The 21,875-nt window shown below is 65.7% G+C and carries 20 protein-coding genes; 11 read left to right on the top strand and 9 right to left on the bottom strand.

Annotated elements, in window-relative coordinates:
• Nucleotides 1–4: 4 nt before the first annotated feature.
• The 9 genes from CHB74_RS01220 to CHB74_RS01180 all read left to right on the top strand — a co-directional run bounded on the left by CHB74_RS01220 (nt 5) and on the right by CHB74_RS01180 (nt 9,935).
• A complete protein-coding gene (locus CHB74_RS01220) occupies nt 5–949 on the top strand; it encodes an acetaldehyde dehydrogenase (acetylating) (RefSeq protein ID WP_089217764.1) in 945 nt (314 codons plus the stop codon).
• Nucleotides 950–1,070: 121 nt separating this feature from the next.
• A complete protein-coding gene (gene dmpG / locus CHB74_RS01215) occupies nt 1,071–2,105 on the top strand; it encodes a 4-hydroxy-2-oxovalerate aldolase (RefSeq protein ID WP_089217763.1) in 1,035 nt (344 codons plus the stop codon).
• 66 nt (nt 2,106–2,171) lie between these two features.
• Nucleotides 2,172–3,656, top strand: coding sequence for an FAD-dependent oxidoreductase (locus tag CHB74_RS01210; RefSeq protein ID WP_089217762.1), 1,485 nt, complete (start codon nt 2,172–2,174; stop codon nt 3,654–3,656).
• Between the two features lies 1 nt (nt 3,657).
• Complete coding sequence (locus CHB74_RS01205) at nt 3,658–4,755, top strand: oxidoreductase (protein WP_089217761.1); 1,098 nt, start codon at nt 3,658–3,660, stop codon at nt 4,753–4,755.
• A 51-nt stretch (nt 4,756–4,806) separates the two neighbouring features.
• The gene (locus CHB74_RS01200; protein ID WP_089217760.1) at nt 4,807–5,949 is read left to right on the top strand and encodes an acyl-CoA dehydrogenase family protein; all 1,143 of its coding nucleotides are present in this window, start codon (nt 4,807–4,809) and stop codon (nt 5,947–5,949) included.
• Nucleotides 5,949–6,695: an SDR family NAD(P)-dependent oxidoreductase gene (locus CHB74_RS01195; RefSeq protein WP_089217759.1), complete on the top strand. Its 747-nt coding sequence runs from the start codon at nt 5,949–5,951 to the stop codon at nt 6,693–6,695. The genes CHB74_RS01200 and CHB74_RS01195 overlap by 1 nt, the downstream gene beginning before the upstream one ends.
• Nucleotides 6,696–6,834: 139 nt before the next feature.
• The gene (locus tag CHB74_RS01190; protein WP_089217992.1) at nt 6,835–7,998 is read left to right on the top strand and encodes an acyl-CoA dehydrogenase family protein; all 1,164 of its coding nucleotides are present in this window, start codon (nt 6,835–6,837) and stop codon (nt 7,996–7,998) included.
• 118 nt (nt 7,999–8,116) lie between these two features.
• Entirely contained in the window at nt 8,117–8,428 is a 312-nt protein-coding gene (locus tag CHB74_RS01185; RefSeq protein WP_089217758.1) for a hypothetical protein, read from the top strand.
• 22 nt (nt 8,429–8,450) lie between these two features.
• Entirely contained in the window at nt 8,451–9,935 is a 1,485-nt protein-coding gene (locus tag CHB74_RS01180; RefSeq protein WP_089217757.1) for a class I adenylate-forming enzyme family protein, read from the top strand.
• A gap of 4 nt (nt 9,936–9,939) precedes the next feature.
• Here the strand turns inward: CHB74_RS01180 and CHB74_RS01175 are convergent, their stop codons facing one another.
• From CHB74_RS01175 to CHB74_RS01135, 9 genes are all read right to left on the bottom strand, one after another.
• Complete coding sequence (locus CHB74_RS01175; RefSeq protein WP_089217756.1) at nt 9,940–11,268, bottom strand: bifunctional folylpolyglutamate synthase/dihydrofolate synthase; 1,329 nt, start codon at nt 11,266–11,268, stop codon at nt 9,940–9,942.
• 44 nt (nt 11,269–11,312) lie between these two features.
• On the bottom strand, nt 11,313–12,161 hold the full coding sequence (gene accD, locus CHB74_RS01170) for an acetyl-CoA carboxylase, carboxyltransferase subunit beta (protein ID WP_089217755.1): 849 nt from the start codon (nt 12,159–12,161) through the stop codon (nt 11,313–11,315).
• Complete coding sequence (gene trpA / locus CHB74_RS01165) at nt 12,158–12,982, bottom strand: tryptophan synthase subunit alpha (RefSeq protein WP_089217754.1); 825 nt, start codon at nt 12,980–12,982, stop codon at nt 12,158–12,160. The genes accD and trpA overlap by 4 nt, the downstream gene beginning before the upstream one ends.
• Nucleotides 12,979–14,202, bottom strand: coding sequence for a tryptophan synthase subunit beta (gene trpB, locus CHB74_RS01160; RefSeq protein ID WP_089217753.1), 1,224 nt, complete (start codon nt 14,200–14,202; stop codon nt 12,979–12,981). The genes trpA and trpB overlap by 4 nt, the downstream gene beginning before the upstream one ends.
• Nucleotides 14,199–14,840 (bottom strand): phosphoribosylanthranilate isomerase, encoded by a 642-nt coding sequence (locus tag CHB74_RS01155; RefSeq protein WP_089217752.1) that lies wholly within the window; start codon nt 14,838–14,840, stop codon nt 14,199–14,201. The genes trpB and CHB74_RS01155 overlap by 4 nt, the downstream gene beginning before the upstream one ends.
• Before the next feature lie 70 nt (nt 14,841–14,910).
• Nucleotides 14,911–15,354 carry a nuclear transport factor 2 family protein gene (locus CHB74_RS01150; protein ID WP_089217751.1) on the bottom strand — a complete coding sequence of 148 codons (444 nt, stop codon included), beginning with the start codon at nt 15,352–15,354 and terminating at the stop codon, nt 14,911–14,913.
• A 120-nt stretch (nt 15,355–15,474) separates the two neighbouring features.
• Nucleotides 15,475–16,728 carry an N-succinylarginine dihydrolase gene (locus CHB74_RS01145; RefSeq protein WP_089217750.1) on the bottom strand — a complete coding sequence of 418 codons (1,254 nt, stop codon included), beginning with the start codon at nt 16,726–16,728 and terminating at the stop codon, nt 15,475–15,477.
• Nucleotides 16,729–16,741: 13 nt separating this feature from the next.
• Nucleotides 16,742–17,758 carry an arginine N-succinyltransferase gene (locus CHB74_RS01140; protein ID WP_089217749.1) on the bottom strand — a complete coding sequence of 339 codons (1,017 nt, stop codon included), beginning with the start codon at nt 17,756–17,758 and terminating at the stop codon, nt 16,742–16,744.
• The gene (locus CHB74_RS01135; RefSeq protein ID WP_425442225.1) at nt 17,755–18,972 is read right to left on the bottom strand and encodes a hydrolase; all 1,218 of its coding nucleotides are present in this window, start codon (nt 18,970–18,972) and stop codon (nt 17,755–17,757) included. Before CHB74_RS01135 ends, CHB74_RS01140 begins: the two co-directional genes overlap by 4 nt.
• 49 nt (nt 18,973–19,021) lie before the next feature.
• Between CHB74_RS01135 and CHB74_RS01130 the strand changes: the two genes are divergently transcribed.
• Nucleotides 19,022–19,456 carry a hypothetical protein gene (locus tag CHB74_RS01130; RefSeq protein WP_245842530.1) on the top strand — a complete coding sequence of 145 codons (435 nt, stop codon included), beginning with the start codon at nt 19,022–19,024 and terminating at the stop codon, nt 19,454–19,456.
• Between the two features lie 137 nt (nt 19,457–19,593).
• Entirely contained in the window at nt 19,594–21,717 is a 2,124-nt protein-coding gene (locus CHB74_RS01125; protein WP_089217747.1) for a malate synthase G, read from the top strand.
• The last annotated feature ends 158 nt before the right edge of the window (nt 21,718–21,875 follow it).

Here is a 21,875-nt window from a genome sequence, read left to right as displayed (position 1 = left end):
AGACGTGGGCAAGGTCAAAGCGGCGATCATCGGTTCGGGCAACATCGGCACCGACCTGATGATCAAGATGATCAAGTATCCGCAGAATATGGAGCTGGTGGCGGTCGTCGGCATCGACGAGAAGTCCGAAGGTCTGGCGATGGCGCGCGAACGCGGCGTTGCGACCACGCATGAGGGCCTGGACGGCCTGAAGGCGATGGACGTGTATCCCGAGATCGGCATCGTGTTCGACGCGACTTCGGCCTATGCCCACAAGGTGCATGACGCCGCGCTGCGCGCCGACGGCAAGCTGGTGGTGGATCTGACGCCGGCCGCGATTGGCCCGTTCACGATCCCGCCGGTCAACATGGAAGAGCATCTCGACCAGGGCAATGTGAACATGGTCACCTGCGGCGGCCAGGCCACGATCCCGATGGTCGCGGCGGTTAGCCAGGTCGCCAAGGTGCATTATGCCGAGATCGTCGCGTCGGTTTCGTCGCGTTCGGCGGGCCCCGGCACCCGCGCCAATATCGACGAGTTCACCCGCACGACCGCGAGCGCGATCGAGAAGGTGGGCGGCGCCGAGAAGGGCAAGGCGATCATCATCCTCAACCCGGCCGAACCGCCGATGATCATGCGTGACACGGTGTTCACGCTGTCGGAGGGCGCTGACGAGGAAGCGATCCGTGCTTCGGTGAAGGCGATGGTGGCCAAGGTGCAGGCTTATGTGCCGGGTTATCGCCTGAAGCAGGAAGTGCAGTTCGAGCGTTACGGCGACAACAACAAGCTGAAAATTCCCGGCCGTGGCGAGTTCACCGGCATCAAGACCTCGATCTTCCTCGAGGTTGAAGGCGCGGGCGACTATCTGCCGAGCTATTCGGGCAATCTCGACATCATGACCGCCGCCGCCAAGGCGACCGGCGAGCTGATGGCGCGCAAGCTGATCGACCAGCGCGCGGCGGCTGCGTAAGCCAGTGCGTCATCCCAGCGAAAGCTGGGATCTCGTGCGGCAGGCGCGCCGGAAAATCGCCTGAGATCCCAGCCTTCGCTGGGATGACGACTGAAGAATGTATTTGTCGGGAAGACAGACGATGACTTTCGATCCCACCACCACCAAGCTCTACATCCAGGACGTGACGCTGCGCGACGGCATGCACGCGATCCGCCACATGTATGGCCTCGATCATGTCCGTGCGATCGCCAAGGCGCTCGACGAAGCCGGTGTCGACGCGATCGAGGTCGCGCATGGCGACGGGCTTTCGGGCGCGAGCTTCAACTATGGTTTCGGCGCGCATACCGACTGGGAATGGCTGGAAGCCGTGGCCGACGTGCTGACCAAATCGGTGCTGACCACGCTGATCCTGCCGGGTGTCGGCACGGTCGAGGAACTGAAGCGCGCTTATGATCTCGGCGTGCGTTCGGTCCGCGTGGCGACGCACTGCACCGAAGCCGACGTGTCGAAGCAGCATATCGGCATCGCCCGCGATCTCGGCATGGATGTGTCGGGCTTCCTGATGATGAGCCACATGATCGATCCCGATCGGCTCGCCCAGCAGGCCGTGCTGATGGAAAGCTATGGCGCGCAGTGCGTCTACGTCACCGACAGCGGCGGCGCGCTCGACATGGATGGCGTGCGCGATCGTCTGCGCGCCTATGAAAAGGTGCTGAAGCCGGAAACGCAGCGCGGCATCCACGCGCACCACAACCTCTCGCTCGGCGTCGCCAATTCGATCGTCGCCGCGCAGGAAGGCGCGATCCGCATCGACGCCAGCCTTGCCGGCATGGGCGCCGGCGCGGGCAATGCGCCGCTGGAAGTGTTCATCGCCGCCGTTGACCGCAAGGGCTGGAACCATGGCTGCGACGTGATGAAGCTGATGGATGCGGCCGAAGATCTCGTCCGTCCGCTGCAGGACCGCCCGGTCCGCGTCGACCGCGAGACGCTCGCCCTTGGCTATGCCGGTGTCTATTCGTCCTTCCTTCGCCATGCCGAAAAGGCGGCGGCGGATTACGGCCTCGATACCCGCGCGATCCTCGTCGAACTCGGCCGTCGCAAGATGGTCGGCGGGCAGGAGGACATGATCGTCGACGTCGCGCTCGACATGATCAAGGCCCGCGACGCCGCCTGAGCCGCCCGCCCGCTGAACGACTGTGCCCGGCGCCAAAAGGCGCGGGCTTGAGAGGATCGAATACCCATGACCGAATTCACCACCGCGCGTCCCTTCGCCCATGAGGACGTGTCCCATTGGGATCTGGAAACCGACGTGGCGGTGGTGGGATTCGGGGCATCGGGCGCGAGTGCCGCGATCGAGGCCGCAGCCGCCGGCGCACGCACGACGATCTTCGAAATGGGTTCGGGCAGCGGCGGCGCGTCCGCGCTGTCGGGTGGTGAAATCTATGTCGGTGGCGGCACCGATGTGCAGCAGGCCGCCGGCTTCGACGATAGCGTCGAGGCGCTGGAAGCCTATCTGCTGGCGGCTGGCGGCCCCGATGCCGATGCCGCGAAGGTTGGCCTCTATGCGCGCGAAAGCCTCAATCACTTCCAGTGGCTGAAGGATCAGGGCGTTCCCTATAAGGGCACGTTCGTTCCCGGAAAGATCATCGAGCCGGAGACGGACGACACGCTGATCTGGTCGGGCAGCGAGGAAGCCTGGCCGTTCAGCGAGCAGGCCAAGCCGGCGCCGCGCGGCCACGTTATCCAGCACATGGGCTGGGGTGGCGGCCGCAAGCTGGTCGATATCCTTGAGGCGAAGGCGCGCGAGCTGGGTGTGGACGTGCGTTGCGATGCGCGCGTGCTCTCGCTGGTGGTGGATCGTTCGGGCGCGGTGACGGGGCTGGTCGTCAAGATCGACAACAAGCCGCTGTTCGTTCGCGCGACGCGGGGCGTGGTGCTGTGCACCGGCGGTTTCTGCATGAACCAGGACATGATCCGCCGTTACGCGCCGGAGGCTCTGCGCCTGTCCGACCCGATCGGCGAGAATGACAATGGCTCGGGCATCCTGATGGGCATGGGCGTGGGCGGCGATGCCATCCACATGGACCAGTTCTTCACCACCTGCCCGTGGATCATGCCGCCGTCGCTGGTGAAGGGCATCATGGTGAACCAGCGCGGCCAGCGCTTCATCAACGAAGATTGCTATCACGGCCGCGTCAGCCGGACGATGATCGACCAGCCCGGCGATCGTATCTACCTGCTGGCGGATAACGCCATTTTCGAACGGCCGATCGATCTGGCCCGTATCGAGATCGCGGCGGTGGGCGAAACCTGGGAAGAGGTGGAGCAGGAGCTCGGCATGCCGGAAGGCACGCTGGCGGCGACGGTGAACACGTTCAACCGTTATGCGGCTGAAGGGCGTGACCCGATCTTCCACAAGCATCCGCAATGGCTGAAGGTGCTGGACGACGGGCCGTTCGTGGCGCTCGAACTCAATTTCCGCGACAGCTATTTCTCCTTCTTCACGCTCGGCGGCCTTTCGACGCTGCCGACCGGCGAGGTGCTGGATAGCGCTGGCAAGCCGGTGTCCGGCCTGTTCGCCGCCGGGCGCGCGACGTCCGGCCTTCCGCGTTGGGGGCATGGCTATAGCTCGGGCATGAGCCTGGCGGATTGCACCTTCTTCGGCCGCCAGGCTGGCCGTCAGGCCGCCGCCAGCGCGGATGCCCTTGTCGCGGCAGCCGAATAAGATGTCGGATTCGCCGCTGTTCCAGCCGTTCGATCATCCGAAGCTGAAGACCCGCAATCGCATCGTGATGGCACCGATGACCCGGAAATTTTCTCCGGGCGGCGTGCCGGGCGCCAACGTCGCGGATTATTATCGTCGGCGGGGCGAGGGCGGTGTCGGGCTGATCCTGTCCGAAGGCGTCGGCATCCGCCGCAACGGATCGCGCCCGGACAAGGCGGTGCCCAATTTCTTCGGCGATGACGCGCTGGCCGGGTGGCAGGCGGTGGTCGATGCCGTGAAGCCGACGGGCGCCTGCTTCGCGCCGCAATTCTGGCATGTCGGCGCGCGCCCGGATGATACGACGCGGAACCTTCCCGACGCGCCGATCGACAGCCCGTCGGGCATGCCGTGGCCAGGCAAGACGGTGGCCGAACCGATGACCGAGGCGGCGATCGCCGACACGATCGCGGCCTATGCGGAGGCCGCCGCCAACGCCAAGGCGCTGGGCTGCAACGCGGTCGAGATCCACGGCGCGCACGGCTATCTGATCGATCAGTTTCTGTGGGATGCGACCAATCAGCGTGACGATGGCTGGAATGGCCCGACGCTGAAGGAGCGCGCGCGCTTCGCCGCCGAGGTGGTGAAGGCGATGCGCGCGGCCACCGGGCCCGATTTCGCGATCCTGATGCGGATTTCGCAGGACAAATCACCCGACGGGTCGATCCGGCTTGCCAATACGCCGGCCGAGCTGGAGCAACTCGTCACCACGCTGGCGGATGCCGGGGTGGACATGCTGCATTGTTCGGGCGCGCGCTTCAGCCGCCGCGAGTTCGAGGGATCGGACCTGAGCTTTGCCGGCTGGGTGAAGAAGCTGAGCGGCCTTGCGACCATCGCCGTCGGCACGGTCGGGCTCGACGTGCCGGCCAAGTCCAAGCTGTTCGACAGCTTTGGCCCGGGCGAACTGGACGAGGTGGAGCGGCGGCTGGATGCCGGTGAGTTCGATCTTGTCGCCGTTGGCCGCGCGCTGCTGGCCGATCCCGATTGGGCCAATAAGGTGCGCGACGGACGGATCGACGAGCTGATCGGCTTCGACGCCAAATATATGACCAAGCTCCATTGACAGCAAAATGAATGACATTCACTCAAGCGTGAAAATGCAGGAGGGGATGTCATGCTGAATGTCGCAGGCCGGACCGCTTACACGCCCGAGCACGAACAGTTTCGCGAAACCGTGCGCAAGCTGTTCGAGCGCGAGCTGACGCCCAATCTCGATCGCTGGGAGGCGGACGGGGTCGTCGATCGCGCCTTCTGGCTGAAGTGCGGTGAGGCCGGGCTGCTGTGCCCGCATGTGCCCGAAGCCTATGGCGGGCTTGGCCTGGACTTCGGCTATGCCGCGATCGTGGACGAGGAACTGTGGTATTCGGGTTCGACCGCGGGCCTGCCGCTCCACACCGACATCGCCGCTGACTATCTGGTCGATTACGCATCGGAGGAGCTGAAGCTCGCCTGGCTGCCCAAGATGGTGTCGGGCGAGGCGATCGCGGCGATCGCCATGACCGAGCCGGGCGCCGGTTCCGACCTGCAGGGCGTGCGGACGACGGCGCGGCGCGACGGCAATCATTATGTGATCAACGGCAGCAAGACCTACATCACCAACGGCCAGAATGCCGATATCGTGATCGTGGTGGCCAAGACCGATCCGGCGCTGGGCGCGAAGGGCATCAGCCTGATCGTGGTGGAGGCCGATCGCGAAGGCTTCAAGCGTGGGCGCAATCTCGACAAGATCGGCCAGCATTCCGCCGACACGTCCGAATTGTTCTTCGAAGATGTGCGCGTGCCGATCACCAATTGCATTGGCGCGGAAGGGCAGGGCTTTGCCTATCTGATGAACCAGTTGCCGCAGGAACGGCTGTCGGTCGCGATCGGCGCGCAGGCCGCCGCGCAGCGCGCCTTCGACGAGGCCGTGAAATATGTGAAGGAACGCCAGGCCTTCGGTAAAAGCGTTTTCGATCAGCAGAATACCAAGTTCGTGCTGGCCGATATCAAGACCAAATTGCAGGTCGGATGGGCGCATCTCGATTGGGCGTTGAAGCGGCACATGGCGGGCGAGCTCGACCAGTTTGAGGGGGCGGCCAGCAAGCTGTGGCACACCGAAATGCAGTGGGAGGTGGTGGATGCCTGCCTGCAGCTGCATGGCGGCGCTGGCTATATGAACGAATATCCGATCGCGCGGCTGTGGCGCGATGCCCGCGTGCAGCGCATCTATGGCGGCACGAGCGAAATCATGAAGCTGGTAGTATCGAGGTCGATCTGATGGATTTCACCGGCAAGACGGCATTGGTGACGGGCGGGGCCAGCGGCATCGGCCTGGCCTGCGTCGAACAGTTCGGTGCGGCGGGCGCAAATGTGGTGATCGCCGACATTTCGGGCGAGGCGGCAGAACAGGCGGCGGCGAAGCTCGGGGGGCGTGGGCTGGCCTTTGGCGGTGATCTGTCGAACCCGGCCACGGTGGCCGAACTGTTCGATGTGGCGCTGGCCCGGTTCGGGCGGATCGATTGCGCGGTGAATGCGGCGGGCATCGCCGGCAATTGGGGCGCGTTTGAGGAGTTTCCGCTCGACGAATGGCATCGGGTGATCGCCGTCAACCTGACCGGCGTGTTCCTGTGCATGCAGCATGAAGCGCGCGTCATGCTGCGTCAGGGCGGCGGGGCGATCTGCAACATCTCCTCCGGCGCGGGGTTTTTGCCGGCGCCGGGCATGCCGCATTATACCGCGTCCAAGCACGGCGTCCTCGGCCTTACCAAGGTGGCGGCCAAGGAATATGCCGGGCGTGGCATCCGCGTGAACGCAGTCTGCCCCGGGGCGACGCTGACGCCGATGATGGAAAAGTCGATCGGCGGCGATGCCGAGCGCCAGAAGCTGATGGACCAGACGGTGCCGATGGGCCGGATGGGCCGGGCCGAGGAAATCGCAGCGGCGGCGGTATGGCTCTGCTCTGACGCGGCGAGCTTCGTCAGCGGGGAAAGCATGGCGGTGGATGGGGCTTCCGTCTGCCGCTAAGTGAGGGCGGCGGCCGGCGGCGCTTTGTCGTTTTGCGGAATGAAGGGCCGAAAGGGCTACGCATTGCGCGTGCGGATTTGACAAGCGCCGCGCATTGCCGCATCGCCATCGGCAAAATGGCGATTGGTTCGAGAGGCGGTTGATGGCTTCGCTCAAGGAATTCCGTGAAGAAACGCGCACCTGGCTGGAAGAACGGCTAAGCGGCGCATTCAAGGATCTGCGCGGACTCAACAACCATGTCGATGCCATCGACGAACGGCGCGCCTGGGAACAGGAACTGGGCCGTGCCCGCCTGTCCTGCATCGGCTGGCCGTCCGAACATGGCGGGCGCGACGCGAGCATCGCGGAGCAGGTCGTTTTCGCCGAGGAATATGCCCGCGCGCACGCGCCGTCGCGGATCGGGCATATCGGCATCGAACTCGCCGGCCCGACGATCATCGCTTATGGCAATGACGAGCAGAAGGCGCGGCATCTGCCGGGCATCGCCAATGGCAATGCGATCTGGTGCCAGGGCTATTCGGAACCCAATGCCGGTTCCGACCTCGCCAATGTCCGCACCCGTGCGCGCAAGGATGGCGACAAGTGGATCGTCGACGGCCAGAAGATCTGGACGTCGATGGGCTCTATCGCCGACTGGATCTTCGTCGTCGCGCGGAGCGAAGAAGGCAGCAAGGGGCCCAAGGGGCTGTCCTTCCTGCTGATGCCGATGGATCAGCCGGGCGTGACGGTGCGGCCGATCCGCCAGATGACCGGCGAGAGCGAGTTCGCCGAAGTCTTTTTCGACGGCGCGGTCGCCGCCGATGCCGACATGATCGGTCGCCCCGGTGATGGCTGGGCCGTGGCGATGGGCCTGCTCGGCTTCGAGCGCGGCGTTTCCACGCTCGTCCAGCAGATGCATTTCCAGACCGAGATGGATCAGTTGATCGCGGCCGCCAAGGCGAACGGCAAGGCGGGGGATCCCGTGCTGCGGCAGCGTATCGCCGATGCGTGGATCGGCCTTTCGATCATGCGCTTCAACGCGCTGCGCATGTTGAGCGACGAAGGCAGTCAGCAGCTTGAGGACGCGGCGCTGACCTCGAAGCTCTATTGGTCGCGCTGGCATCGCGATCTGGGCGATCTGGCGATGGACGTGCTGGGCATCGCAGGCGAAGTCGGCGGCGACGATTATCGCTATGATGGCCTTGTCCACGCCCATCTGATGAGCCGTTCGGACACGATCTATGCGGGTTCCAGCCAGATCCAGCGTAATATCATTGCCGAACGCGGCCTGGGCCTGCCGCGCGAGCCGCGCGGCGACCTCTGACATATTGCGTAGCCCGGCCTGTCACAAAAGGCCGGGTGAGAGTAATATATTGCGCTTGACCGGGCGTCGCCCGGCCCTAGATTGAATCGCATTCATTTTATCGCGGAGAGGGCGAGGAATGGCGACTCAGTATAAGGCGGGGGTGAAGCTGAAGAGCGCAGTCTGCGACACGCAGATCATGGTTTTGCGCGTGCCCGCCGAGCCGCTGGACATAAGGATCGGTGGCGCTCCGGCGCTGGCCGGCGATGAGGCGGGAACCGGCGCGGCGCTGGATCCGGCGCTGGCGGGCGGATCGCTGACCGGCAAGCGTTACACCGACGCCCAGGAGACGATGGAGTTCCTCTGCACCAAGGGTGGCGAGGGGACGATCACGGTTGCCGGTTACGATATCGGCATCAAGCAGGCCAAGGCGCTGCCGTCGTCGGATTGATCTGCGGCGGAGGGATCGGCCGATGAACATCTTCATGCTGTTGGAAATGGCGGCGGACGCCATGCCCGATCGTATCGCCATCACGTCCGGCGACGAGAGCCTGACTTATGGCGACCTGCTGGTGGCGGCACGCGGGGCGGCCGCGCTGGCGATCGAACATGGCGCATCGCGCCTTGCCTATCTGGACGTGAACGGCCTGGCCGCGCCCGTGGCGCTGTTCGGCGCGGCGCTGGCCGGCATTCCCTATGTCCCGATCAACTATCGGCTGACCGCGCCGGAAATCGCGGCATTGCTGGAGCGGGTGACGCCGGCATTGCTGGTCTGCGATGGCCAAAGCGTGCCCAACGGCATTGTCGCGATCGCCCCGGCTGCGTTCCTGGCGCGTGCACGGGCCGGTGGTGGCGAGGATCTGATCGCGCCCGATGAAGATCGGGGCATCGCGGTGGAGCTTTTCACCAGCGGTACGACCGGGGTGCCGAAGGCCGCGATCCTGCGGCACGATAATCTGCTCGCTTATATTCTCGGCACGGTCGAATTCATGGGGGCGGATGAGGGCGATGCCGCGATCGTGACGGTGCCGCCATATCATATCGCCGGCATTTCGGCGGTGTTGAGTTCGGTCTATGCCGGGCGGCGTATGGTGCAATTGCCCAATTTCGATCCGGCGGCGTGGCTCGATCTCGTCCGGCGGCACGGCATTTCCAACGCCTTCCTCGTTCCGACCATGCTTCAGCGCATCGTCGAACATCTCGACGCGGGGGCGCGGGTCGCCGATCTGCCGGCGCTTCGCGCGCTGGCTTATGGCGGGGGCAAGATGCCGCTGCCGGTGATCGAAAAGGCGATGGCGCAGTTTCCCGGCGTCGATTTCACCAATGCCTATGGACTGACCGAAACGAGCAGCACGATCTGCCTGCTCGATCCCGAATCCCATCGCGCCGCCATGGCGTCGGACGATCCGGCGGTTCGGCGCCGGCTCGGTTCGGTCGGGCGGCCCTTGCCGACGATCGAACTGGTGATCCGGGACGAGGATGGGCGCGAACTCGGCCCCGGCGAGGCCGGGCTGGTGTTTGTGCGCGGCGATCAGGTGGCGGGCGAATATCATGGCCTTGGCAGCCAGACCGATCGCGATGGCTGGTTTCCGACGCGGGATCGGGGCTGGGTGGACGACGAGGGCTATCTGTTCCTCGATGGCCGCGCGGATGACGTCATCGTACGCGGCGGCGAAAACATCTCGCCGGGCGAGATCGAGGATGTGCTGTCGTCGCACCCCGCCGTTTCCGAATGCGCGGTCGTGGCCGTGCCCGATGCCGAATGGGGCGAAGGCGTGGGCGCCGCCGTGGTTCTGGCGGTGGGGCAGGCGGTTGAGGCGGGCGAGTTGCAGGCGCTGGTTCGCGGGCGGTTGCGCTCCAGCCGGGTGCCGCAGGCGATCCGCTTCGTCGACGCGCTTCCCTATAATGAGACGGGCAAGCTGCTGCGCCGCGTGATCCGCGAGGAGTTCGCGGCCTGACGGTTCAGGCCGGCGGCGTCCCGTTGGCGGCGAGCACAGTGCCCGCGAGGTAGAGCGAGCCTGCGATCAGGACGACGGGGGGATTGGCGCGATCGGCATGGCGCGCGATCCAGTCGATCGCGTCGGCCGGGTCTTTCGCGGCCATAGCGCCAAAGCCCGATGCGCGCGCCGAGGCGGCCAGTGCGTCGGGCAGATGATGGGCGTGGCCGGGCACGGGCACGGTGTGGAAGGTTGCCGTGCGGCCGGCAAAAGGCTTCAGGAAGCCCAGCGGGTCCTTATTCTCCAGCAGGCCGAGAATGACGTGGAAGGGCCGTCCGGCTGCCACGCGGCCACGAAAGAAATCGGCGATAACGCGGGCCGCTGCCGGGTTGTGGCCGCCGTCCAGCCACAGTTCCGCGCCGGCGGGTAGCCGGGCAGGGAAAGTGCCCGTGGTCAGATGTTGCAGGCGTGCCGGCCATTCGGCCCACCCCATGGCCGCGCGCAGCGCCGACGGGGGAATGGCAACGGCATCCTGATGGCGGAGCATGGCAATCGCCAGGGCCGCGTTCGTGGCCTGATGGTGGCCGGGCAGGCGCGGCATCGGCAGATCGAGTTTGCCGGCTTCGTCCACATAATGGATGCGGTTCTGATAGGCGACGGCATCCCAGCCACCACCCTTGGGGTGCCACACGGCACCGCGTTCGGCGATGACCTGGCCGATGCGATTGGCAACGGATTCCGGATAATGCTGGGTAACGACCGCTATGCCGGGCTTGGCGATCCCCGCCTTTTCGCCGGCAATGTCCTCGATCGTCTCCCCCAGAAACGCCTGATGGTCGATGCCGAGCTGGGTGATGCCGCAGATGGCGGGATGTTCGATGACGTTGGTGGCGTCGAGCCGTCCGCCGAGCCCGACCTCGATGATGCACGCGTCGGCCGGAGCACGGGAAAAGGCGAGGAAGGCGGCGGCCGTCGTCACTTCGAAGAAGCTGGGCGATATTCCCTCGGCGCTGTCCAGAACGTCCGAAAGCAGCTCGGCAAGGTCTTTATCTTCAACCAGTTGTCCCGATATTCTCATACGTTCGTTGAAGCGAACGAGGTGCGGGCTGGTATAGACGTGGGCGCTGTGTCCGGCCGCCTCGATGGCGGCGCGGAGATAGGCGCAGGTCGAACCTTTGCCGTTCGTGCCGGCGACATGGAAGACCGGCGGCAGATCGCGGTGCGGGTTGCCGAGCCTTTCGAGCAGGGCGGTGATCCGCTCCAAGCCCAGCTCATCACGCCCCGGCGAAAGCGCGGCGAGGCGATCCAGCTGGCGCTGGACGTCGGGATCGGACGAGACGGCGTGATCGGCCATGGCAATCCTTTGCAGCCGCCGCCCCGAAGTGCGGATAGCGGCCGTCAGGCGGGTTCGGGGACCAGATAGTCGACCAGCGTGGCCAGCGTCTCGCGCAGCTTGTGGCGATGGGTCACCATGTCGAGCATACCATGATCCAGCAGATATTCGGCGCGCTGGAAGCCCGGCGGCAACTTCTCGCGGATCGTCTGTTCGATCACGCGCTGGCCGGCGAAGCCGATCAACGCACCCGGTTCGGCGATCTGGACGTCGCCCAGCATCGCATAAGAAGCGGTGACGCCGCCCGTGGTGGGATCGGTGAGCACGACGATATAGGGCAGGCGCGCCTCGCGCAGCATCTCGATCGCGACGGTGGTCTTGGGCATCTGCATCAGTGACAGGATGCCTTCCTGCATCCGGGCGCCGCCCGCTGCCGTGAAGATGATATAGGGGCAGCGATCGGCAATCGCGGCTTCGGCGCCGGCGACGAACGCGGCACCCACGCCCAGGCCCATGGATCCGCCCATGAAGGCGAAATCCTGCACGCCGACGACGGCGCGCTTGCCTTCGATCTGGCCCTTGGCGTTGACCAGCGCGTCCTGCTCACCAGTGGCTGCGCGCGCAGCCTTGATGCGATCGGTGTAACGCTTGGAATCGCGGAACTTCAGCGGGTCTTCGCGCACGGCGGGCGCCGGCAGCAAGGTGTAGACGCCGCCGTCGAACAGGGCGTTGAAGCGGGCATCGGGGCCAATGCGGCCATGATGGTCGCACTTGGGGCAAACCGATTGATTTTCTTCATATTCCTTGACGAAAACCATCTGCCCGCAACCGGCGCATTTGTGCCACAGATTGTCCGGCGTCTCGCGCTTGGCGATAAACGGAATGGATTTGCGGACGCGATCGATCCAGCTCATGCTGCCTTCTCCTGCCGCGCGGTACGAACAGCGGCACTTAAACCTTTGACAATATTCAGAACGTCTGCCGATGGATCGCGACCTTCCGTGGCGGCTTTGCCGATCGCATCGACGATGGCGGAGCCGACCACGACGCCATCGGCGACGCGGGCAATCGCGGCGGCCTGATCGGGCGTGCGGACGCCGAAGCCGACGGCGACGGGCAGGTCGGTCGCGGCCTTCAAGTGGGCCACGGCCGCATCGACGCTGCCTTGCGCGGCTTGCTGCAGGCCGGTGATGCCGGCGACGGAGACATAATATAGGAAGCCGGACGCTCCCCCCAATACGGCGGGAAGGCGTGCGGCATCGGTGGTTGGCGTCGCCAGCCGGATCAGGTCCACGCCGGCATCGCGAAGCGCGGGGCCGAGGGCTTCATCTTCCTCGCTCGGGATATCGACGCAGATCACGCCGTCGATGCCGGCACGGGCGGCAGACTGCGCGAACCATTCCGGCCCGCGCCGAACCATCGGATTGGCATAGCCCATCAGGACCAGTGGCACCTGCGGATGACGCCTCCGAAAGTTCGATGCAATTTCAAAGATGATAGCGGTTGTTGTTCCAGCCGCCAGTGAGCGAAGATTGGCGCGCTGAATGGCCGGGCCGTCGGCCATCGGATCGGTGAACGGCATGCCGAGTTCGATGACGTCGGCACCGCCTTCGACCAGCGCATCGAGGATCGCGGGCATGGCGGCGGGCGTGGGATCGCCGCCGGTGACAAAGGTGACGAGCGCGGCGCGCCCTTCGGCGGCGCAGGCGGCGAAGGTGGCGGCAAGGCGGCTCAAAGCGCTACTCCCAGTGCCTGGGCAACGGTGAAGATGTCCTTGTCTCCCCGTCCGCTGACGTTGACGACGAGGATCTCGTCCTTCGCCATGGTCGGCGCGACGCGTTCGGCAACGGCGAGCGCGTGAGCGGATTCGAGCGCGGGGATGATCCCTTCCAGCTTGCACAGTGTTTGGAAGGCGGCCAGCGCCTCGGCATCGGTACAGGGTTCGTACTTCACCCGGCCGATTTCGTGCAGCCAGCTATGTTCCGGCCCGATGCCCGGATAGTCGAGGCCCGCCGAGATCGAGTGTGCCTCGGTGATCTGGCCGTCTTCATCCTGCAGCAGATAGGTGCGGTTGCCGTGGAGCACGCCGGGCGTGCCGCCGGCAAGGCTGGCCGCGTGCTTGTCGGTATCGAGCCCTTCGCCGGCAGCCTCGACCCCGATCAGGCGCACGTCGACGTCATCGAGGAAGGAGTGGAAAATGCCGATGGCGTTCGATCCACCGCCAACCGGGGCGATGATCGTGTCGGGCAGGCGGCCTTCCGCTTCCATGATTTGCGCCCGCGTCTCGTTGCCGATGATCGACTGGAAATCGCGCACCAGCTCCGGATAGGGGTGCGGGCCTGCTGCGGTGCCGATGATGTAGAAGGTGTCGTGGACGTTGGCGACCCAATCGCGCAGCGCCTCGTTCATCGCGTCCTTCAGGGTCTGCGCGCCCGATTCCACCGCACGCACTTCCGCGCCGAGCAGCTTCATGCGGAACACGTTGGGCTGCTGGCGGGCAACGTCCACCGCGCCCATGAAGATCGTGCAGGGCAGCCCGAAGCGCGCCGCGACAGTGGCGGTGGCGACGCCGTGCTGGCCGGCGCCGGTTTCGGCGATGATCCGCGTCTTGCCCATCCGCTTGGCGAGCAGGATCTGGCCGATGCAGTTGTTGATCTTGTGCGCGCCGGTGTGATTGAGCTCCTCGCGCTTCAGATAGATCTTCGCGCCGCCCAGATGCTCGGTCAGGCGCGGGGCAAAATAAAGCGGGCTGGGCCTGCCGACATAATGCTTCATCAGATCGTCGAATTCGGCCTGGAAGGCGGGATCCGCCTTGGCCGCGCGATATTCGCGTTCGAGATCGAGGATCAGCGGCATCAGGGTTTCGGCAACATAGCGGCCGCCGAACTGCCCGAAATGGCCGCGCGCATCCGGCTGGTTGCGCAGCGAGTTGGGGAGGGTGGAAGCGTCAGTCATAGCTGGGATGCCGATTGGAGGAAGGCGGCGATCTTGTCCACATCCTTCACGCCGGGGCTGCTTTCCACCCCCGAAGATGTGTCGACCAGTGGAGCGCCGGTGACGCCCACGGCCTCGGCCAGATTGCGCGCGTCGAGACCGCCGGACAAGGCCCAGGGGAGCGGATGGGCAAAGCCTTCCAACAGTCGCCAGTCGAACCGCAGGCCCATGCCGCCGGGCAGATCGGCCGCATCCGGCGTCTTGGCGTCATATAGCACGCGATCGACAGCCGCCCGGTAGCGTGCGGCGGCGTCGAGATCGGCGCGTGTCTTGACCGGAATGGCCTTCCAGATTTCGAGGCCGTAGCGGCTTTTCAGATGGGCGGCGCGTTCGGGTGCTTCCGATCCGTGGAGTTGCAGCACGTCCAGCCCCGCCGCCACCACCGCCTTGTCGAGAAACGCATCGTCGGCGTTCACCACCACGCCGACCTTGCGGACATGGCCGGGCACCATGGCGGCAAGCGCGGCTGCCCGGTCGAAATCCAGATGGCGCGGGCTCTTCGCGAAGAATACCAAGCCGACATAGGCCGCATCGTGGCGGATCGCGGCGGCCAGCGTTTCGGGCGTCGAAAGGCCGCAAATCTTGGACTGAACGGGCACGCGCGCTTCCCTGGCAAAAGGAGCGGGTGCCGTAGAGGAAGCGGGCGGGGAAGCCAAGCCGGACGGCGCGTCAGCCGGGGCCGGAGCCCAGGACGGCCATGTCGCCGACATGCGCGCGGTTATGCTTGATCCGTTCGGCGATGCGCCAGCCATCGGCGGTCCGCACCCAGTGATCATGATAATCGCCAAGCGTGCGGAAGGTGAGGTGGCTGCGATCGCCCAGCCCGACATGCATGTCCGCGACATAGGCGCTGCTCGTCGCGCTATCGCCCGCGACATCGATGATGACATTGGCGAGCAGGTGCTGCGTCGGCCCGCAATCGTCGAGGAAACTCCGCATTTCGGCGACGATGGAGGCGCGGCCGAAGCGGCGGCCGATGCCATAATCGGCCTGGGCATCATCCATCAGCACGTCATCGAGCCACTGCCATTCGCGCCGATCCATGGCCTCGGCGAAGCGGCAGAGCTGGCGATAAATGGCACGTTCGTCGATCAGCATCTGAATGTCGGACATGAGGCATCCCTGATATTTGTCGCTACCGGTGCAGAACCCTAGCGGTTGAAGGTGCTCCGCGAAGCTGCGGATGATGTTCGCGGAGCGCCGGTGCTTATGGATTCGCGTCGTGAACGCCCGTCAATCAAGGTCGCCGAGGCCAAGCTGCGCCAGCAGGGCGGTGCGCGCTTCGGCGGCCTGGCGCCACATATCGGGCGACGCGAGGTCGGCGGGGGCGATGCTTTCGGGCCAATGGCGCTCGATCGTCGCGGCGATCGTGTCGAGCTTGCGCTCATCCACCAGAAAGCGCGGGTCGATCGTTGCCGGATCGGCGACGACGCGCAGCCGCAGGCAGGCGGGGCCGCCACCGTTCGACATCGATTCGCGCACATCCACCAGTTCGATCCGCCGGATCGGGCCGTTGCCCGCCACCATCTCGTTCAGCCAGGCCCAGACGGCGGGCGTCTCGCGCGCCTCGGTCGGCAGGATCAGCGCGCTTTCGCCCGTCGGCAGCGTTACCAACTGGGCATTGAACAGATAGGAGCGGATGGCATCCGCCAGGCTGACGCGATCCGCCGGCACCTCGACGATCTCCACATCGGGCATGATATGGCGAAGATCGGCGTAGAAGCCGTCCTTGTCGGCAAAGGCCTGTTCGTGGGCGAACAGCACGCGGCCGTCGGCCACGGCCACGACGTCGTTGTGGAAAGCGCCCGCGGCGATCGCCGCTTCCGATTGCGCCACGAACAGGGCGCGGGGGGGATCAAGCCGGTGGCGCCGGGCGACGGCGCGGCTGGCCTCGACATGCTGGCGCGCGGGGAAGGGGCCGCCCTTTTCGCCATAGACGAACACCTCCACGCCGGGCGCACCATGGCCGGCCGCAAGCCGCATGTGATTGGCGGCGCCTTCATCGCCGAAGGGGGCGGGGATGGGGCCATGGACGGCGAAGTGGCGATCGTCCGCAAAGGCCAGCCGCAACTGGGCAAGCGTACCCGGCCATTCGTGGCTGCGATGCGGCATGGTGACGAGGTTCGCGACGGTCAGGTGGCAGCGGCCATCGGCGGTGTCCGGCGATGGCGACACCGTGGCCGCGTTGGCCGCCCACATGGCCGAAGCCGACAGGGCATTGGCGAGCAGGTCGGGATCGGCGTCAATGGCGCTGGTGCCGAGGGTCGCCAGCCAGTCATTGTCCGGGCGGCGGTGCGGCAGGAAGATGCCCTGCGCCAGCCCAAGCGCGAGATTGGCGCGCATCTTAGCGATGCCCTGCAGTGCCGCCGCGCGCGGGTGCGATTGGCGACCGGCATTGCTGGTGGCGGCGAGGTTGCCGAGGCTGAGGCCGGCATAATTGTGCGTCGGCCCGACAATGCCGTCGAAGTTGATTTCAGTGAGCGTCATGCCTGTCGCTCCTTCAGCGCGCGACGAAGGTGATGGTGTCGCCGGCGTTCGCGTCAAGCAACTCGGCGGCGCGGGCGTCGATCGTGGCCGTGCCATCGGTGGCGACGTCGACCAGGCCGTAGCAGGCCCGGAAATCGGCCAGACTGCCGGTTGCCGCCAGGACATTATTGCCTTGCTGGCCGTCGGTGGCGGACAGGGTGGCGTCGGCAGCGTCGCGAACCGAGCGGATTTCGTCGATCGAGGCGGCCATGGTTGGCCCGCCATCGAAGATGTCGACATAGCCTTCGAAGCGGAAGCCTTCATTTTCGAGCATCCGCATCGCCGCACGGCCGCTGGGATGGGGCAGGCCGATGACGGAGCGCGCCGTTTCGGGCAGCATCGCGGTGTAGATCGGATGCTTGGGCATCAGATCGGCAATGAACTGGTTGCCGTGGACGGCATTGAAGGCATCGGCTTCCTGAAAGTTCATCCCGAAGAATTTGCCGGCCAGACCATCCCAGAAGGGCGAGCCGCCGGCTTCGTCGATCACGCCGCGCAATTCGGCGAGCATGCGATCGCCAAAGCGCGCCCGATGCTGGCGGATGAAGAGATAGCGGCTGCGGGCGAGCAGCAGGCCCAGCCCGCCGGCGCGTTCGCGCGGATGGAGGAACAGCCCGCCGACTTCGGAATATCCTTCATAATCCGTGGTCAGCGTCAGCATCTCGGCACGGAATGTCCGGTTCAGCTCCTTCGACGTCTGGGTCAGTGTGCCGAGGCGATAGCTGTAGAAGGGCCAGTTCTGGCCGACCTTGGAGAAGATCTGCGCGGTGCCGGCGACCTTCCCGGTCTCCACATTTTCAAGGATCAGCAGGTAGAGATCGTCGCCGCTGACATCTTCGGCCTTGCCGAACGCCTCGGCCGAGCGGGCGAGCTTGGCGGCGAGCGAAGGGCGGTCCGCCGGCAGGTTGGTGAAGCCCCCGCCGGTGAGCTTCGCCATATCGTAAAGCGAGTCGAGATCGGATGGCCGCGACGGGCGGATGACGAAGCTCATACGCGGCCCCGCTGGGCGAGGCGAAGCAGCACGAGGGCGGACAGGCGGGCGCGTTCGCCCAGGGATTCGACGATCAGATATTCCTCCCCTGAATGGATTGCGCCGCCCCGGACCCCCATGGTGTCGACCACGGGAACGCCGCAGGCAGCGATATTATTGCCGTCGCAAACGCCGCCGGTGGCCCGCCAGCCGATCGGCAGGCCGAGCACCGCGCCGCAATCGCGGACGAGTTCGTAAAGTCGTTCGGCGTGGGCCGTCATCGGCTTGGGCGGACGACCGAAGCCGCCATGGACGTGGATCGAGACGTCGTGCGCGGTCGATACTTTGGCGACGATCTGGCCGATCAGCGCCCGCGCGCGGTCCTCATCCTCCGGCGTCATGGGGCGCAGGTTGACGCGCAGCACGGCATGATCGGGCACGACATTATTGGGGCCGCCGCCGTCAATCTTGGCGGGGTTGATCGACAGGCCGGGGCCGGCGGCGCGGGCGAGACGGAGAGCGAGGTCCGCCGCGGCGACGAGCGCGTTGCGGCCGTCCTGCGGGTTGCGACCGGCATGGGCGGAGCGGCCGCCGACGATCAGCGAGAAATTGCCGCTGCCGGGGCGTGCGCCCGCCAGCGTGCCGTCCGGCAGGGCGGCGGGCTCATAGGTGAGGGCGGCGATCTTGTTCCGCGCGGCGCGGGCGATGAGCGCGGCGGAGCCCGGCGAGCCCACTTCCTCGTCGCTGTTGATGACGACTTCATAGCCGATGCCGGGCGCCAGCGGCGATCGTTCCAGCCCGGCAAGCGCCGCGAGCATGATGGCGATGCCGCCCTTCATGTCGGCCACGCCAGGACCGTTGAGCACGCCGGGTTCCAGCCAGCGCAGTGACTGGAATGCGTGATCGGCGCCAAAGACGGTGTCCATATGGCCGGTAAGCAGCAGCTGCACGGGCGCGTCGGGGCGCACGCTGACATGCAGGTTGCGGCCATGCGCGACGTCGACCCGCTTGCCATCGGGCGCGATCGCGTCGACCGGGGCGGGATCGAGCAACCGAACCTCGCCGGGCAGGATGGCGAAGGCATCGGCCAGCATATCGGCCATCATCGACAGGCCGCTCAGGTTCCTTGAGCCGCTGTTGATCGATGCCCAGCGTTCCACCTGATCGAGCAGGGGCGCGGCGGCGGCGTGTTCGAGGGCGGGGGCTTCCAGTGGGGATGCGGGGCTGATCGTCACGGCCGCAAGTCTAGCGGCTCGGCCGGGCTTGCGTCACCCCCTGCCTTCGTTGCAGAAGAATGACAGCCGGCAAGAGCGCAAACGCCATCGGCGATGGAGAGAGGATAGCGGAATGCGCAATTTGGTCGCGCGAGGGCTGCTCATTTGCGCAGTCGCGGCAGGATTTTCGACATCGGTTCAGGCCCAGGATCAGGGCTATCGACTGCTCGTCGAGGACGGCGTGGACGCTATTGCAGTGCGGCATGTAATTGCCGACAAACTTGGTGAACCGGTGGTAACCAGTTCTATTCCGCGCCAGATGCTGACGGACGAAAATGCTGCGGCGCGGTTGCGTGCCGAAGCCGGCGGCCAGCAGATGATCGTCGTCGGCAATGCGAATCTCATTCAGGCGGTCGCCGGCGGGCGCAGCGGGCCCCGCAGCCTGCGCACCGATCTCGCCCGCGTGCTTCCGGCCGAATCACTCGCCGTCGCCCGAATCAACTGATTCGGTTTTGAGGGTTGCACGCGCGGCTGTGATGGCCGATAGCCTGTGCAACGCCTGCTCCTCCCCAGAAAAGGCGCATGAACTGCCACCGCTTGTCGGTGGCGACATGCTTTGGTGCCACCGGGGAGTTTGAGCGTATGTCAGCCTATGTCCAGCGTGCCGGATTGCGCATTGCCGAGCCGCTGAGCCATTTCATCGAAACGCAGGCCTTGCCGGGCACCGGTATCGAACCGGCACCATTTTGGGATGGCGTGGCGGGCATTTTCGCGCGGTTCGCCCCGGAAAATCAGGTGCTGCTGGCCAAGCGGGATGCGATCCAGGCCGCGATCGACGAATGGCACCGGGTGCGGGCTGGCCAGCCGGTCGACGCGGACGACTATCAGGCCTTTCTCCGGTCGATCGGCTATCTGGTCGATGCGCCGGCGCCGTTCACGATCGGCACGGAGCGCGTCGATCAGGAAGTGGCGTCGATTGCCGGCCCGCAACTGGTGGTGCCGGTGCTCAACGCGCGCTTCCTGCTCAACGCCGCCAATGCCCGTTGGGGCAGCCTTTACGATGCGCTTTATGGAACCGATGCGCTGCCCGGAAAGGCTGCCACGCGCGGCTATGATGCGGCGCGCGGCGCTCAGGTGATCGCCTTTGCCAAGGCGTTCCTGGATCAGGCCGTGCCGCTTGCGAGCGGCAGTTGGGCGGACTTTGCCGGCGGCGATCCCATTCTTGCCGATGCCGGGCAGTTGGTGGGGCGCAAGCCTGGGGGTTTGCTGTTCAAACACAACGGTTTGCACATTGCACTGGTGGTCGATCATGAGCATCCGATCGGGCGCACGGACCCGGCCGGCATTGCCGATATCGTTTTGGAATCCGCGCTGACCACGATCGTCGACCTTGAGGACTCGGTCGCCGCGGTCGATGCGGACGACAAGGTTGCGGCTTATGCCAATTGGCTGGGCCTGATGCGCGGCGATCTTAGCGCGAGTTTCGAAAAGAACGGGCGGGAGCAACTGCGCTCGCTTGCGGAGGACCGCGTGTGGACGGGCCAAGATGGCGCTAGTTTCGCATTGCCGGGGCGCAGCCTGCTGTTCGTCCGCAATGTCGGCCATCTGATGACGACGCCCGCCGTGCTGCTGGCGGATGGCGGCGAGGCGCCTGAGGGCATTCTGGACGGCATCGTCACCAGCCTGATCGCGCTGCATGATCTGGCTGGCAAGGGGCGGTTCCGCAACAGCCGCTGCGGATCGCTCTATATCGTGAAGCCGAAGATGCACGGGCCAGAGGAGGCGGCGTTCACCGATCGGCTGTTCGATGCGATCGAGGATATGCTGGGCCTCCACCGCCACACGCTGAAGATCGGCGTGATGGACGAAGAACGGCGGACTTCGGCCAACCTTGCCGCCTGCATCCATGCGGTGCGCGATCGGATCGCCTTCATCAACACCGGCTTCCTCGATCGCACCGGCGACGAAATTCACACGTCGATCCGGGCGGGGGCGATGATCCGCAAGGGCGACATGAAGGGCGCGGCCTGGATCAAGGCTTACGAGGATCGCAATGTCCGCATCGGCCTTGCCTGCGGATTTTCGGGCCGGGCGCAGATCGGCAAGGGGATGTGGGCGGCGCCGGACCGGATGGCCGACATGCTGGCGCAGAAGCGGGCGCACCCGCTTGCCGGCGCCAACACCGCCTGGGTACCGAGCCCGACGGCGGCGACCTTGCACGCGCTGCACTATCATCAGGTCGACGTGTTCGAGCGGCAGACCGAGATCGCGGTTGAAGACGTGCCGGGCCTCGATGATCTGCTCGCCATTCCACTGGCGGCGGGGCGGAACTGGAGCGCGGCGGAGATCGCGGAAGAACTCGACAATAATGCGCAGGGCATTCTGGGCTATGTCGTCCGCTGGATCGATCAGGGCATCGGTTGTTCCAAGGTGCCGGACATCCACGACGTCGGCCTGATGGAGGATCGCGCGACGCTGCGCATTTCATCCCAGCACATGGCGAACTGGCTGTTGCATGGCGTGTGCACGGCGGATGACGTCAATGCCGCGTTGCTGCGCATGGCGGCCAAGGTGGATGGGCAGAACGCGGGCGATCCGCTGTATCGCCCGATGGCGGCCGATCCCGACGCCAGCATCGCCTTTCGCGCGGCGAAGGCGCTGGTGTTCGAAGGGGCAACGCAGCCCAACGGCTATACCGAACCTTTGCTCCATCACTTCCGCCAGTTGCGGAAGGCGGCGGATGCCGAACAGGCCGAAGCGGCGTGATTTTTCCGTATCGGGACGCAAGATGGGGTTTCAGGACTTCATTTTGCGTCCCGTCGCGGCATTTTGACCGATCCTTGGGCGTCACTGCGCTTGGCAAGCGCAGCCTCGCTGGTTAGGCGCTCTTGCCAAAGGTCCGCAATGGACAGCCGGAGAAGGAT

This window comes from Edaphosphingomonas laterariae (assembly GCF_900188165.1).
In the GTDB taxonomy this organism is placed as follows: domain Bacteria; phylum Pseudomonadota; class Alphaproteobacteria; order Sphingomonadales; family Sphingomonadaceae; genus Sphingomonas_E; species Sphingomonas_E laterariae.
Note: the sequence above shows the minus strand (reverse complement) of the source record. Positions and strands in the feature narration are given on the sequence as shown.

Bases quoted from the DNA above. Each gene is read 5' to 3' on its own strand.
- CHB74_RS01205 (WP_089217761.1), top strand. From the start codon at position 3,658: ATGTCGGATTCGCCGCTGTTCCAGCCGTTCGATCATCCGAAGCTGAAG.
- dmpG (WP_089217763.1), top strand. From the start codon at position 1,071: ATGACTTTCGATCCCACCACCACCAAGCTCTACATCCAGGACGTGACG.
- CHB74_RS01210 (WP_089217762.1), top strand. From the start codon at position 2,172: ATGACCGAATTCACCACCGCGCGTCCCTTCGCCCATGAGGACGTGTCC.
- CHB74_RS01200 (WP_089217760.1), top strand. From the start codon at position 4,807: ATGCTGAATGTCGCAGGCCGGACCGCTTACACGCCCGAGCACGAACAG.
- CHB74_RS01125 (WP_089217747.1), top strand. From the start codon at position 19,594: ATGTCAGCCTATGTCCAGCGTGCCGGATTGCGCATTGCCGAGCCGCTG.
- CHB74_RS01180 (WP_089217757.1), top strand. From the start codon at position 8,451: ATGAACATCTTCATGCTGTTGGAAATGGCGGCGGACGCCATGCCCGAT.
- CHB74_RS01185 (WP_089217758.1), top strand. From the start codon at position 8,117: ATGGCGACTCAGTATAAGGCGGGGGTGAAGCTGAAGAGCGCAGTCTGC.
- CHB74_RS01195 (WP_089217759.1), top strand. From the start codon at position 5,949: ATGGATTTCACCGGCAAGACGGCATTGGTGACGGGCGGGGCCAGCGGC.
- accD (WP_089217755.1), bottom strand. From the start codon at position 12,161: ATGAGCTGGATCGATCGCGTCCGCAAATCCATTCCGTTTATCGCCAAG.
- CHB74_RS01145 (WP_089217750.1), bottom strand. From the start codon at position 16,728: ATGACGCTCACTGAAATCAACTTCGACGGCATTGTCGGGCCGACGCAC.
- CHB74_RS01140 (WP_089217749.1), bottom strand. From the start codon at position 17,758: ATGAGCTTCGTCATCCGCCCGTCGCGGCCATCCGATCTCGACTCGCTT.
- CHB74_RS01150 (WP_089217751.1), bottom strand. From the start codon at position 15,354: ATGTCCGACATTCAGATGCTGATCGACGAACGTGCCATTTATCGCCAG.
- CHB74_RS01175 (WP_089217756.1), bottom strand. From the start codon at position 11,268: ATGGCCGATCACGCCGTCTCGTCCGATCCCGACGTCCAGCGCCAGCTG.
- trpB (WP_089217753.1), bottom strand. From the start codon at position 14,202: ATGACTGACGCTTCCACCCTCCCCAACTCGCTGCGCAACCAGCCGGAT.